This window comes from Salmonella sp. SAL04162 (assembly GCF_046551535.1).
Lineage (GTDB): Bacteria > Pseudomonadota > Gammaproteobacteria > Enterobacterales > Enterobacteriaceae > Salmonella > Salmonella enterica.
This window is the reverse complement of the sequence record NZ_JBGDVX010000004.1, coordinates 58,125-72,248: the sequence shown is the minus strand read 5'-3', so window position 1 is coordinate 72,248 and position 14,124 is coordinate 58,125. Positions and strand designations below refer to the sequence as shown.

13 protein-coding genes are annotated in these 14,124 nt (G+C 53.1%); 9 read left to right on the top strand and 4 right to left on the bottom strand.

What is annotated here, in order from left to right; translation table 11 throughout:
- Window positions 1-74: 74 nt before the first annotated feature.
- From ACLJRH_RS09305 to mutH, 4 genes are all read right to left on the bottom strand, one after another.
- On the bottom strand, window positions 75-1,115 hold the full coding sequence (locus ACLJRH_RS09305; RefSeq protein ID WP_000558960.1) for an NADP(H)-dependent aldo-keto reductase: 1,041 nt from the start codon (window positions 1,113-1,115) through the stop codon (window positions 75-77).
- 190 nt (window positions 1,116-1,305) lie between these two features.
- On the bottom strand, window positions 1,306-1,524 hold the full coding sequence (locus tag ACLJRH_RS09300) for a YgdI/YgdR family lipoprotein (protein WP_000758662.1): 219 nt from the start codon (window positions 1,522-1,524) through the stop codon (window positions 1,306-1,308).
- Between the two features lie 169 nt (window positions 1,525-1,693).
- Entirely contained in the window at window positions 1,694-2,407 is a 714-nt protein-coding gene (locus ACLJRH_RS09295) for a TerC family protein (protein WP_000895632.1), read from the bottom strand.
- A gap of 181 nt (window positions 2,408-2,588) precedes the next feature.
- Window positions 2,589-3,284, bottom strand: a complete 696-nt coding sequence (mutH, locus tag ACLJRH_RS09290; protein ID WP_001274930.1) for a DNA mismatch repair endonuclease MutH — start codon at window positions 3,282-3,284, stop codon at window positions 2,589-2,591.
- 682 nt (window positions 3,285-3,966) lie between these two features.
- Between mutH and rppH the strand changes: the two genes are divergently transcribed.
- The 9 genes from rppH (at window position 3,967) to recC (ending at window position 13,950) form a co-directional block, all read left to right on the top strand.
- A complete protein-coding gene (gene rppH / locus ACLJRH_RS09285; protein ID WP_000564481.1) occupies window positions 3,967-4,497 on the top strand; it encodes an RNA pyrophosphohydrolase in 531 nt (176 codons plus the stop codon).
- A 12-nt stretch (window positions 4,498-4,509) separates the two neighbouring features.
- The gene (gene ptsP, locus ACLJRH_RS09280; protein WP_000957887.1) at window positions 4,510-6,756 is read left to right on the top strand and encodes a phosphoenolpyruvate--protein phosphotransferase; all 2,247 of its coding nucleotides are present in this window, start codon (window positions 4,510-4,512) and stop codon (window positions 6,754-6,756) included.
- A gap of 212 nt (window positions 6,757-6,968) precedes the next feature.
- Complete coding sequence (gene lgt / locus ACLJRH_RS09275; protein WP_000204647.1) at window positions 6,969-7,844, top strand: prolipoprotein diacylglyceryl transferase; 876 nt, start codon at window positions 6,969-6,971, stop codon at window positions 7,842-7,844.
- A 6-nt stretch (window positions 7,845-7,850) separates the two neighbouring features.
- Window positions 7,851-8,645 carry a thymidylate synthase gene (gene thyA / locus ACLJRH_RS09270; RefSeq protein ID WP_000816247.1) on the top strand — a complete coding sequence of 265 codons (795 nt, stop codon included), beginning with the start codon at window positions 7,851-7,853 and terminating at the stop codon, window positions 8,643-8,645.
- Window positions 8,646-8,829: 184 nt separating this feature from the next.
- A complete protein-coding gene (locus tag ACLJRH_RS09265) occupies window positions 8,830-9,300 on the top strand; it encodes a prepilin peptidase-dependent protein (protein ID WP_023136661.1) in 471 nt (156 codons plus the stop codon).
- Window positions 9,291-9,854 carry a prepilin peptidase-dependent protein gene (locus tag ACLJRH_RS09260; RefSeq protein ID WP_000029156.1) on the top strand — a complete coding sequence of 188 codons (564 nt, stop codon included), beginning with the start codon at window positions 9,291-9,293 and terminating at the stop codon, window positions 9,852-9,854. Before ACLJRH_RS09265 ends, ACLJRH_RS09260 begins: the two co-directional genes overlap by 10 nt.
- Window positions 9,851-10,258 carry a DUF2509 family protein gene (locus tag ACLJRH_RS09255; RefSeq protein WP_001078532.1) on the top strand — a complete coding sequence of 136 codons (408 nt, stop codon included), beginning with the start codon at window positions 9,851-9,853 and terminating at the stop codon, window positions 10,256-10,258. Before ACLJRH_RS09260 ends, ACLJRH_RS09255 begins: the two co-directional genes overlap by 4 nt.
- A complete protein-coding gene (locus ACLJRH_RS09250; RefSeq protein ID WP_000019285.1) occupies window positions 10,243-10,563 on the top strand; it encodes a prepilin-type N-terminal cleavage/methylation domain-containing protein in 321 nt (106 codons plus the stop codon). The genes ACLJRH_RS09255 and ACLJRH_RS09250 overlap by 16 nt, the downstream gene beginning before the upstream one ends.
- A 15-nt stretch (window positions 10,564-10,578) precedes the next feature.
- On the top strand, window positions 10,579-13,950 hold the full coding sequence (gene recC / locus ACLJRH_RS09245; RefSeq protein ID WP_023136660.1) for an exodeoxyribonuclease V subunit gamma: 3,372 nt from the start codon (window positions 10,579-10,581) through the stop codon (window positions 13,948-13,950).
- Window positions 13,951-14,124 lie beyond the last annotated feature (174 nt).

Here is a 14,124-nt window from a genome sequence, read left to right as displayed (position 1 = left end):
GGCGGCGAGTGCGCGTTACCCGGCTTACATTGTCTCTGTAAGCCCGGAAGCGTAGCGCCACCGGGCACTGACCGTCACGGCGCCGGGTAGGTATAAACCTGATGCGCCGCCTCAATCTCCGCCAGAACCTCTTCGCTTAACGTCAGATGCAGACTTTCCACATTCGTCTTGAGCTGCGCCATCGTGGTTGCGCCCAGTAACGTACTGGCGACAAACGGCTGGCGGCGAACAAAGGCCAGCGCCATCTGCGCCGGATCAAGATTGTGGCGCTTCGCGATATCGACGTAGGCGGCAACGGCTTTTTGCGCCTGTTCGCCGCTGTAACGTGTGAAGCGGCTGAACAAGGTATTCCGCGCGCCTGCGGGTTTGGCCCCGTTCAGGTATTTACCGGTTAATGTGCCAAACGCCAGACAGGAATAGGCGAGCAATTCAACACCTTCATACTGGCTGACTTCCGCCAGCCCGACCTCGTAGCTGCGGTTTAACAGGCTATAGGGGTTCTGGATAGTGACAATACGCGGCAGGTCATGTTTTTCCGCCAGATGCAGATAGCGCATCACGCCAAACGCTGTCTCATTTGAAACGCCAATATAACGAATCTTACCCGCTCGCTGAAACTCACTTAGCGCGTCTAACGTCTCCAGTAGACTTACTACTGGCGTGGAGTCTGTCCAGTTATAGCCGAGTTTACCGAAGCAGTTAGTGGGGCGCTGCGGCCAGTGCACCTGATACAAATCCAGATAGTCGGTCTGCAATCGGGTCAAACTGTCGTGTAGCGCTTCGCGAATATTTTTACGATCCAGCGCCTGATGAGGCCGGATGCCTTGATCATTATTACGTGCCGGTCCGCTAACTTTGCTGGCGATGATCAGTTTTTCACGGTTGCCGCGTTTGGCGAGCCAGTTACCGATATAGGATTCCGTCAGCCCTTGTGTTTCCGGGCGCGGCGGTACCGGATACATCTCGGCGGCGTCGATAAGGTTAATGCCATTTGCGATGGCATAGTCGAGCTGTGCGTGAGCGTCGGCTTCGCTGTTTTGTTCACCAAATGTCATTGTGCCCAGCCCTAGCGTACTTACTTCGAGCGAGCTGTGGGGTATACGGTGATAGTGCATAGCCGTTTCCTTTTTATTATGAAGTCAGAAATTCCCGACAAAGGACAATAAAAATGGCAGAGGGAAGGCAAAAGGGAAAGTAAAATTGCAGGCTGCGCGGCGTAATTGTTACCGGGCGTGGTCGCCACGCACCGTTACGGGACGCAGCCTGAAGGCTTGCAGAACGCTGACCTCGATCACAGGCCACTGCTTAACGTTCGATGATTTGAGACACTTCGTCACGGTTGATTTGCATCTCGTTTCCCTGTGCATCGGTATAGCTGACCAGACCGGTATCATCGTCAACTTGCGGTTTTCCATCGGTCAGGATCATACGACCATCTTTCGTCGCCATTACATAATCGCTGCTGCATCCGGATACCGCAAAAGCCAACCCTACTGCGGAAATTACAACTGCCCACTTTTTCATCCGTTTGTCCTCACGTAGCCTGCATCTGATAATAGTCTGTTAATCATATGTCTGATAATAGTCTAGTAATAACGCGCAGCTCTGCATGTCGGAAGCAGCAAAATCTTAATCTGTGAGAAGAAAGGAAATAAAGTGAGTATTCGCTCCCCGGCGGGGGAGCGAAACAGGATTACAGCGGATTCTTTTTATTACGCAACAGGTTCAGGCTCTCTACTGCGATAGAGAAGAACATGGCGAAATAGATATACCCTTTCGGAACGTGAACGTCGAAACTTTCCAGAATCAGGGTAAAGCCAACCAGGATCAGAAAGGAGAGCGCCAGCATTTTTACCGACGGATGGCGATCGACAAACTCGCCGATGGGCCGTGCCGCAAACATCATGACGCCCACGGCAATAACGACTGCCGCCATCATAATAAACAGATGATCGGAGAGGCCAACCGCTGTGATAACTGAATCAAGGCTGAAAATAATATCCAGCAGCATAATCTGTACAATTGCGCCCAGGAAAGAAGAAACCCGGGTTTTTAACCCTTCTTCTTCGCCTTCGATGGACTCATGGATCTCCTTGCTGGCTTTCCAGATTAAAAATAACCCACCCAGTAGAAGAATGAGATCGCGGGCGGAAATCGCTTCGCCGAAAAGCTCAAACAGCGGATTAGTCAGACGAGTGACCCAGGCGATTGACGCCAGCAGCGCCAGGCGCATGATCATCGCCGCCGCCAACCCAAGCCGCCGTGCGTGGTTCCGTTGCGCCGTAGGAAGTTTTGCTACCACCAGAGAAAGAAAAATAATGTTGTCGATCCCAAGTACAATCTCCAGCAGCGTCAGCGTACCGAGCGCCAGCCAGGCATTGGGATCGGTTATCCATGCAAATAACATCGAACAAAGTCCTGCCAAAAAAAGAAGCGGTAATTATAGGCCCGTCGAGTGACGGGCGAAAGCCCAGGCTGAATTTGCGCAACCAGGAACGGTGTAAAATAGCGGCGACAATACGCTTACGTTTATCCGGCATCGGCCCGATGCGTAGCCATAGCGGAGGCGCATTTGCGTGTAATGGACGTTACGGATTCTGCAATAAAAAATGGCGAGCCAGCAGCGCCTGCGTAAAATTTTTTTTCAGATAAAATCCACGCGGTAGCGTCAAAATAGGTTCCCCGCGCGCGCCGATAGCCTCGGTGAGCGCCCTGGCATTGGCGGCTTTGGGTCGCAGTTGCAAGACTTCGCCATGGCGGGCGGTAATGCGTTCCACCTGGCCCAGCACTATCATGTCCATCAGCTCTTCCCAGTCGAGGCGTAGCTGCCTGTCCTCTTCTTCACTCGGACTCCAGAGTAGCGGCGAACCTACGCGGCGTTCGGCTAACGGTATGCTGCGATCGCCTTCGACCGGTACCCATAGCACGCGCTTCAATTTATGCCGTACGTGACTTGTCTCCCAGGTCACGCCGCTGTTACCGGTTAACGGCGCCACGCAAACAAAGGTTGTTTCCAGAGGACGACCCAGACTATCCACCGGGATGGTTTTCAGTTCTACGCCTAACGCGGCGAAATCCTGCTCCGGCTTGCTCCCGGCGCTGGCGCCGAGCCAGATCTCCAGCAAGACGCCGATCCAGCCTTTGTCTCGCTTCAAATCTTTAGGCGTGGTAATGCCGGCCATCGCCGCCAGCTCGCCTAACGTATAGCCGGAAAGCTGCCGCGCCTGGGCTAACAGCAATGCTTCCGAAGCAGGCGGAGTCAGTAGCGGACAAAGAGCGGACATGACTAATACCTTAGGTTAAAAAGTGAACAGTGATTTTATACCGTATGGGCAGAGTTTATCTTTTTCTGTGTCTTATATTCAATAGACTGATTTTTATTGCCTTTTTTGTGTTGTTTCTTCGTGTTGCGCAACGCTGAAGCGGGTTTTCCAATTCTGGTCACTGACAATAAACAGGATCTTACACTATGTTATCCACAGAAAGTTGGGATAACTGTGTAAAACCACCACTACTGTTTCCATTTACAGCCTTGACGTGCGACGAAAATCGAAAATTCAGACAAATAGTGCGTAAGTTATTGGCACAATCTGTGGATAAAACCGACGCTGGTTGATCTTTCATCAGCATAAGGATCTTAGATGTGATGCTGGTCACGCTTTATGAAGGTGGCATGTAAGATTTGTCTATAACACAATGAATATAAGGAACTATTTTTACTGCCTCCAGTATGAGGAATTCAGACTGTTCTGGGTTTTCCCGTGGTAATTCCATACTTCTTCACAACTATATCCACAGAAAAGGTGAATAAAATGGCGCAAGGGCGTCATCATCTGTTTATAACTCGGCCATTTACTGTGAGTTATTCAATTGTTATTAGGCTGTGTCACTATTACAGAGTGGTTTACCGCCTCACTGGAGTATGAAACAATCGTTCATATATAAGGTTTATGTTGAGGTAGTCCGGTGATTGATGACGATGGCTACCGCCCAAATGTAGGTATCGTAATTTGTAATCGTCAGGGGCAGGTGATGTGGGCCCGGCGATTTGGTCAGCACTCCTGGCAGTTCCCGCAGGGCGGGATAAATCCAGGGGAGTCGGCAGAACAGGCGATGTACCGGGAACTGTTTGAAGAAGTTGGGTTAAGCCGTAAAGATGTGCGGATCCTTGCTTCTACTCGCAACTGGTTGCGTTACAAGTTACCAAAACGTTTGGTGCGTTGGGACACAAAGCCGGTATGTATCGGCCAGAAACAAAAGTGGTTTCTTTTGCAGTTAATGAGCGCCGACGCCGAAATCAATATGCAAACCAGCAGTACGCCGGAATTTGACGGCTGGCGCTGGGTAAGTTACTGGTATCCGGTTCGACAAGTGGTGTCATTTAAACGCGATGTCTACCGCAGGGTAATGAAAGAGTTTGCAAGTGTTGTCATGGCGCTTCAGGATAATCCCCCTAAGCTACAAAGCGCGCCTGCTTATCGACGTAAAAGAGGTTAAGCCACGCAAATTATGCTCACTCGCCTGCGCGAAATAGTCGAAAAAGTGGCCAGTGCGCCGCGTCTGAACGAGGCGCTGAATATTCTGGTCACGGATATCTGTCTTGCGATGGATACAGAGGTTTGCTCGGTTTACCTGGCCGATCATGACCGACGCTGTTATTACCTGATGGCGACGCGGGGGTTGAAAAAACCGCGTGGTCGAACCGTTGCGCTTGCGTTTGATGAGGGGATCGTCGGTCTGGTGGGCAGGCTGGCGGAACCCATTAACCTTGCCGATGCGCAAAAACATCCCAGCTTTAAATACATTCCTTCGGTAAAAGAGGAACGTTTTCGCGCGTTTCTCGGCGTGCCGATCATTCAGCGTCGCCAACTTCTCGGCGTGCTGGTCGTACAGCAGCGCGAATTGCGCCAGTACGATGAAAGCGAAGAGTCTTTCCTCGTCACGCTCGCTACGCAGATGGCGGCTATCCTGTCACAGTCGCAGGTCACAGCGCTGTTCGGGCAATACCGGCAGACGCGAATCCGCGCGCTTCCTGCGGCGCCGGGCGTGGCTATCGCAACGGGCTGGCAAGACGCGACCATGCCGCTGATGGAACAGGTTTACGAAGCGTCTACGCTGGATACCTCTCTTGAACGCGAACGACTGACCGGCGCGCTGGAAGAGGCGGCGAACGAATTCCGACGATACAGCAAACGCTTTGCCGCCGGCGCGCAAAAAGAGACGGCGGCCATTTTCGATCTGTACTCACACCTGCTTTCAGATGCCAGACTGCGTCGCGAACTCTTCGCCGAGGTCGACAAAGGCGCTGTTGCGGAGTGGGCCGTTAAAAAAATCATCGAAAAATTTGCCGAGCAATTTGCGGCGCTAACCGATAACTACCTCAAAGAACGTGCGGGAGACTTACGCACGCTGGGGCAGCGGCTGTTATTCCACCTTGATGATTCAGTTCAGGGGCCAAACGCCTGGCCGGAACGTTTTATTCTGGTCGCGGATGAGCTGTCGGCGACCACCCTGGCGGAGCTGCCGCAGGACAGGCTGGCGGGCGTTGTAGTGCGCGACGGCGCGGCAAACTCGCATGCGGCGATTATGGTGCGCGCGCTCGGTATCCCGACCGTCATGGGCGCGGATATCCAGCCTTCGGTGCTACATCGCCGTACGTTGGTGGTGGATGGCTATCGCGGTGAATTACTGGTCGATCCTGAACCCGTGCTTATTCAGGAATATCAGCGACTCATTAGTGAAGAGATAGAACTCAGTCGTCTGGCGGAGGACGACGTCAACCTTCCCGCCCAACTGAAAAGCGGCGAGCGAGTCAAAGTGATGCTGAATGCCGGGCTCAGCCCCGAGCATGAGGAAAAGTTAGGCAGTCGGATCGACGGTATCGGCCTGTACCGTACTGAAATTCCCTTTATGCTGCAAAGCGGGTTTCCCTCGGAAGAAGAGCAGGTGGCGCAGTATCAAGGGATGCTGCAAATGTTTAACGATAAACCGGTGACGCTGCGGACCCTGGATGTGGGAGCGGATAAGCAACTGCCCTATATGCCGATCAGCGAGGAGAACCCGTGTCTGGGCTGGCGCGGGATCCGCATTACGCTGGATCAGCCGGAGATCTTTTTGATCCAGGTCCGCGCGATGCTGCGCGCCAATGCGGCGACTGGCAACCTCAGCATTTTGTTGCCGATGGTCACCAGTATTGATGAAGTCGATGAAGCGCGGCGTCTGATCGAACGCGCCGGGCGCGAGGTCGAGGAGATGATCGGCTATGCGATCCCGAAACCGCGTATCGGCATTATGCTGGAAGTACCATCAATGGTATTTATGCTGCCGCATCTGGCTAACCGGATCGACTTTATCTCGGTCGGCACCAACGATTTAACGCAATATATCCTGGCGGTAGATCGCAACAATACCCGCGTGGCCAGTATTTATGACAGTTTGCATCCGGCTATGCTGCGCGCACTGTCCATGATTGCGCAGGAAGCCGAAAAACATGGTCTCGATCTTCGCTTGTGCGGCGAGATGGCGGGTGATCCGATGTGCGTGGCGATTCTTATCGGTCTGGGATATCGCCATCTTTCGATGAATGGCCGTTCGGTAGCGCGTGTGAAATATCTGCTGCGGCATATCGATTTTGAAGACGCGCAAACCCTTGCCAGACGCAGCCTTGAGGCGCAGATGGCGACCGAGGTGCGTCATCAGGTGGCGGCGTTTATGGAGCGCCGCGGGATGGGGGGATTGATTCGAGGAGGGTTGTAACGACTGGAGCGGGAAAAAGTGACTGTGGATTCACGGCGCAGACAACACGCCTGCAAGATGAAAGACAATGCGTATACATATCTTTTAACGGTAATCGGCATCTCGCTTTTAACCCTTGTGCTATTATTCGCACCTTTGGAGCGTCTGCAACGCGCAGGCGCGCTTATCAATCGCTATCTCTTCAGCGAAATAACAAGAAATTGTGGTGACAGATGACCAGTAGCTATCTGCATTTTCCGGACTTTGATCCGGTCATTTTCTCAATTGGGCCCGTCGCGCTTCACTGGTATGGCTTGATGTATCTGGTGGGGTTCGTTTTCGCGATGTGGTTGGCGGTGCGTCGCGCTAACCGTCCGGGAAGCGGTTGGACCAAAAACGAAGTTGAAAATTTACTCTATGCAGGTTTCCTGGGGGTCTTCCTGGGGGGGCGAATTGGCTATGTCCTGTTTTATAACTTCCCTCTGTTTCTGGATAACCCGCTCTATTTATTCCGTGTCTGGGACGGCGGCATGTCCTTCCACGGCGGGCTTATCGGCGTGATACTGGTGATGATTATTTTCGCCAGGCGCACGAAGCGCTCGTTCTTTCAGGTGTCTGATTTTATTGCGCCGTTAATTCCGTTCGGCCTGGGCGCCGGGCGTCTGGGCAACTTTATCAACGGTGAATTGTGGGGGCGCGTCGATCCTAACTTCCGGTTTGCCATGCTCTTTCCTGGCTCACGCGCGGAAGATATTGCGCTGCTGCCGTCACATCCGCAATGGCAGCCTATTTTTGATACCTACGGCGTATTGCCGCGCCACCCTTCCCAGTTGTATGAGCTGGCATTAGAAGGCGTGGTGCTGTTTATCATCCTTAATCTCTTTATTCGCAAACCGCGTCCGATGGGCGCAGTCTCCGGATTATTCCTGATTGGCTACGGCGCGTTTCGTATCATTGTTGAATTCTTCCGCCAGCCGGACGCGCAATTTACCGGCGCGTGGGTACAGTACATCAGCATGGGGCAGATTCTCTCTATCCCGATGATTATCGCTGGCGCGATCATGATGGTTTGGGCATATCGCCGCCGCCCGCAGCAACACGTTTCCTGAGGAACCATGAAACAGTATTTAGAACTGATGCAAAAAGTGCTGGATGAAGGCACACAGAAAAACGACCGTACCGGCACCGGCACGCTTTCCATTTTTGGCCATCAGATGCGTTTTAACCTGCAGGAAGGCTTTCCGCTGGTGACGACAAAACGCTGCCATTTACGTTCAATTATTCACGAACTGCTATGGTTTTTGCAGGGCGATACCAACATCGCTTACCTGCACGAAAATAATGTCACCATCTGGGACGAATGGGCCGATGAGAACGGCGATTTAGGCCCGGTTTATGGTAAGCAGTGGCGTGCATGGCCAACACCGGATGGCCGCCATATCGATCAGATCGCCACGGTCTTAAGCCAGCTTAAAAACGACCCGGACTCTCGTCGTATTATCGTTTCTGCGTGGAACGTCGGCGAGCTGGATAAGATGGCGCTGGCGCCGTGTCACGCCTTTTTCCAGTTTTATGTCGCAGATGGAAAACTCTCCTGTCAGCTTTATCAGCGCTCCTGCGATGTGTTCCTCGGTCTGCCGTTCAACATTGCCAGCTACGCGTTACTGGTGCATATGATGGCGCAACAGTGCGACCTGGACGTCGGCGATTTTGTCTGGACCGGCGGCGACACGCACCTGTACAGCAACCATATGGAGCAGACGCACCTGCAATTAAGCCGTGAACCGCGCGCGCTGCCGAAGTTGGTCATTAAGCGTAAACCCGATTCGCTTTTTGACTACCGGTTCGATGATTTCGAAATTGAAGGCTATGATCCGCACCCCGGTATTAAAGCGCCGGTCGCTATCTAAGCGCTGACGATCCTGCCATAACCGACGTTATCGCGCGTCGGTTTTTTTTACCCTTTGTCTCAATCTTCGGCGCGGATTCCTGAAATTTTGCAACGCGCTGCAAGACATGAACTTTTTTCCGTAACGCGCCGAACAATCTGTATTTGGCGCTCGTTATTTTTCTTCCGCCCGCCATACTGCCGACATGAAAAAACAACAGGGCTATACGCTCATTGAAACGGTGGTCGCGATGTCGCTCATTATCATTCTCAGCGCCACAGGACTTTATGGCTGGCAACGTTGGCAGCAGCAACAGCGCCTGTGGCAAACCGCATGTCAGGTGCGGGATTATCTGCTGCAACTTCGTGAGGACGCTCACTGGCATAACCGCGATCACATTCTTCGCGTGGTCAGCGAAGGCGGTTCATGGTGCTTTGTCAGCTCTGTTGCTACGCAAACATCGTGTACGCCATCTTCCCCCTTTGTGTTTACGCCCGACTGGCGTGATGTCGTCCTTGCCGATATCACGCCATCGTTAGCCTTCTTTGGCTTGCGCAATACGGCATGGGCAGGGCACATCGTACTGAAAAACGCTGCCGGAGAGTGGCGTCTGGTCGTCTCCTCCTGGGGGCGAATCAGGCTATGCGAGCGTAAGGAGGCCGCCACGTGTCAATAACCACGCGGGGGTTCTCGCTACTGGAGGTTGTGCTGGCGATGGCGATAGGTTCCATTTTACTGCTTGGATCCGCACGATTTTTACCGGCGCTACAGCGTGAGATCTGGCACAACACGCGACAGTTATCGCTGGAAGATGAAATCTGGCAGCGAACCTATACCGTAGCGAAGCATCTTCAACGTGCGGGTTACTGTCATGGCCACTGTACTGGCGAAGGGTTACATCTTGCTGAACAGGGGCAATGCGTCATCGTTCAGTGGGACGGGAATAATAACGGTGTCTGGGATACCATACCGGCGAAAGAGGCCGACCAGACCGGGTTCCGTATGAAGGATAACGTTCTGGAAACATTACGCGGAGCAACATCTTGCCAGGGGAAGGGATGGGAAAAAATGACCGATCCCAATACGGTACTCATCACGGCTTTTACCGTTGAGCGACGGGATATAACGGGATTCTCGCCAGTGCTCATGCTGCATCTGCGCGGCGCCAGCAAAGCCGAGCCTCAGACGGTTATTGACGCGCAATACAGCGTAACGGGATTTAATCTGTGAATCGGGAACGTGGCGCTTCTTCGCTAATACTGGCGCTTTTAATACTGATTCTGGGTAGTCTGCTACTGCAAGGCGTAAATCAGCAGCAGGCCAGCTATGCCGCCCGCGTGACGACGCAGAGCCTGGCGATACAACGCCAGGCGCTCGTACAGTCGGCGCTGGAATGGGGGCGGGGGCAGCTATGGTCAGGCGTAACCGAAATGGAATGTCGGCGCTATTCCTCTTCAGGGGCAAGAGTCTGTTTGCGGAGATTATCGGGGGATGAGGTGGTGATGGCGGCGCAAGATGACGGCATGACGTTATGGCGTTTGGGCAACGTCATTCAGGGAAGTATTGTCTTTTCTCCCCACGGCTGGAGCGATTTTTGTCCGTTAAAAGAGGTGGCGTTATGTCGCATCCCCTGAATTTACAACGCGGGTTTAGCCTCCCGGAAGTTTTAGTGGCGATGGTTCTAATAGTAATGATCGTCACCGCGCTGTCAGGCTATCAGCGGGTATTAATGCACAGTTTTGCATTACGACACCAGTATCTCCAGATCTGGCGGCAGGCGTGGCAGCAAACGGCGCTGTATCCATTTTCGCCTGCTGAAGGCTGGAAGGCCAACCGGATGCAGACAACGCAATCGGGATGTGTCAGCATCAGCGTCACGATGGTTTCACCCTCTGGCAGGCAGGGGCAGATGACGCGCTTGCATTGTCCAAATCGTTAATCGTCAGGAGTAATTATGTTAAGGGTCTACCACTCCAATCGTCTGGATGTGCTGGAAGCGTTGATGGAGTTCATCGTCGAACGCGAGCGGCTGGATGATCCCTTTGAACCAGAAATGATTCTGGTTCAAAGCACGGGTATGGCGCAGTGGCTGCAGATGACCCTTTCACAAAAGTTTGGTATTGCGGCGAATATCGCTTTTCCGTTACCGGCGAGTTTTATCTGGGAGATGTTTGTCCGCGTGTTGCCGGATATCCCCAAAGAAAGCGCTTTCAGCAAACAAAGCATGAGCTGGAAACTGATGACCTTGCTGCCACAGTTGCTGGATAAGGATGAGTTTGTACTGCTGCGCCATTATCTGACCGACGACACCGATAAACGCAAACTCTTTCAGCTTTCCGCGCGCGCTGCCGACCTGTTCGATCAGTATCTGGTTTATCGGCCTGACTGGCTTACGCAGTGGGAAGCAGGAAAAAGCGTGGAAGGTCTGGGGGAGGCGCAAAACTGGCAGGCGCTGCTGTGGAAAGCATTGGTGGAATATACCGCCGCGCTGGGGCAGCCACGCTGGCATCGCGCCAATCTCTACCAACGCTTTATTCAAACGCTGGAAAGCGCGACCGCCTGCCCGCCAGGGTTGCCGTCCCGCGTTTTTATTTGCGGCATTTCCGCGTTACCGCCAGTGTATCTCAGAGCGTTGCAGGCGCTGGGCAAACATATTGAAATCCATCTCCTTTTTACTAATCCGTGTCGGTATTACTGGGGGGACATTAAAGACCCAGCCTGGCTGGCAAAACTCATGGCCCGCCAGCGTCGTCACAGTTTTGAAGACCGTCATTTACCGTTGTTCCGTGAAAACCAGAATCCGGAAGCCTTGTTTAACAGCGACGGCGAACAGGATATCGGTAATCCGCTACTGGCCTCATGGGGAAAACTGGGGCGGGATTATATCTACCTGCTATCTGAACTGGAAAACAGCCAGGAGCTGGATGCGTTTGTTGATATTACGCCAGATAATCTTTTGCATCGGATTCAGGCGGATATTCTTGAACTGGAAAGCCATGCGGTGGCGGGCGTAAATCTTGAGGAGTATTCGCGCAGCGACAATAAGCGTCTGCTCGATCCTGAGGATAACAGCCTCTCTTTTCACGTTTGTCACAGCCCGCAGCGCGAGGTGGAAATACTGCACGATCGCCTGCTGGCGATGCTGGAAGCCGATCCGACACTAACGCCGCGCGACATTATCGTTATGGTGGCTGATATTGACAGCTATAGCCCGTTTATCCAGGCGGTATTTGGTAGCGCGCCAACGGAGCGCTATCTGCCTTATGCCATTTCCGATCGGCGGGCGCGTCAGTCACATCCGGTGTTACAGGCATTTATCAGCCTACTTTCGTTACCGGACAGCCGCTTCGTCTCCGAGGATGTTCTGGCGTTGTTAGACGTACCGGTATTGGCTGCCCGCTTTACGATCAACGAAGAAGGGCTGCGTTATTTGCGCTTGTGGGTCAATGAGTCAGGCATTCGCTGGGGAATTGACGATGACAACGTACGCGAGCTGGAACTTCCTGCCACGGGACAGCATACATGGCAATTTGGCCTGACGCGTATGCTGCTGGGGTATGCCATGGAAAGCGCCCAGGGCGAGTGGCAGTCGGTTCTGCCTTATGACGAATCCAGCGGTCTGATTGCTGAGCTGGTCGGGCATCTGGCTTCGCTGCTGATGCAGCTTAATATCTGGCGGCGCGGTCTGGCGCAGGAGCGACCGCTGGAAGAGTGGTTGCCCGTTTGTCGCGACATGCTCAATGATTTCTTCCTGCCCGATGCGGACACGGAAGCGGCAATGACATTGATTGAACAGCAGTGGCAGGCCATTATCGCCGAAGGCGTCGCGGCGGAATATGGCGACGCGGTACCGATTTCGCTACTGCGGGATGAACTGGCGCAGCGTCTGGATCAGGAACGTATTAGCCAGCGCTTCCTGGCGGGCCCCATCAATATTTGTACGCTGATGCCGATGCGTTCCATTCCGTTCAGAGTCGTTTGCCTGCTGGGAATGAACGACGGCGTATACCCGCGCCAGCTTGCGCCGTTGGGCTTTGACCTGATGAGCCAAAAACCCATGCGCGGGGATCGTAGCCGTCGCGACGATGACCGCTATCTGTTTCTGGAAGCGTTAATCTCGGCGCAGCAGACGCTGTATATCAGCTACATCGGTCGCTCCATCCAGGATAATAGCGAACGCTTTCCCTCTGTACTGGTGCAAGAATTGGTGGATTACATCGGACAAAGCCACTATTTGCCGGGCGACGAAACGCTGACCTGTGATGAGAGCGAAGCACGAGTCAAAGCGCATATTACGCGTCTGCATACCCGTATGCCTTTTGATGCGCAAAATTACCAACCCGGCGAACAGCAAAGCTATGCCAGAGAGTGGTTGCCTGCGGCGAGTCAGTCGGGAAAAGCGCATTCTGACTTTGTGCAGCCGCTTCCTTTTACGATGCCGGAAACATTGACTCTGGAAAGTCTGCAGCGTTTTTGGGCCCATCCGGTACGCGCATTTTTTCAGATGCGGCTTCAGGTTAATTTCCGCTCGGAAGAGAGTGAGATTCCTGATGCGGAACCGTTTGAATTAGAGGGATTGACGCGATATCAACTTAACCAACAGTTGCTCAATACGCTGGTTGAAGAGGACGACGCCGAACGCTTGTTTCGCCGTTTCCGGGCTGCGGGAGAGTTGCCTTACGGCGCGTTTGGCGAAATATTCTGGGATGCGCAATGTCAGGAGATGCAACAACTGGCAAGCCGGGTCATCGCCTGCCGTAAGCCGAGCCAAAGCCTGGAAGTGGATCTGCTTTGCAATGGCGTTCAGCTAAGCGGCTGGCTACCGCAGGTACAGGAGGATGGATTATTGCGCTGGCGTCCCGCTTTAATCAGCGTTGCGCAAGGTGTGCAACTTTGGCTGGAACACCTTGTCTATTGTGCCAGCGGCGGTAGTGGCGAAAGTCGCCTGTTTTTGCGCAAAGAGGGAGAGTGGCGATTTCCGCCTCTTGATAAAACGCAGGCAATGGCTTACCTGGCGCAACTGATTGAAGGCTACCGGGAAGGCATGTCTTCTCCGCTATTGGTACTGCCGGAAAGCGGCGGCGCATGGATAAAAGCCTGTTATGACGCTGAAAATGATGTCATGTTAGACGACGATGATATCTTACAGAAGGCCAGGACAAAGTTTTTACAGGCTTATGAAGGCAACATGATGGTGAGCGGCGAAGGCGAAGATATCTGGTATCAACGTCTTTGGCGTCAGCTGGAATCTGAAACGTTGCAGGCTATCATTGCGCAGTCCCGGCATTACCTGTTACCACTGTTTCGTTTTAATCAGTCTCGTTGATTGTATGAAAATCGCGCAATTAAAAGGCTTCGACTATGATGCGCTCTTCGTCACGGACTGATTACTGATAAAAAGATGCTGCCTGGTTCAGCACAATAATATCCCGTTCTGCTCAGGTCGATGGTTTACGTGACCATACAGATGAGTGGGAATGAAAGTTAATGATGAGGTCCG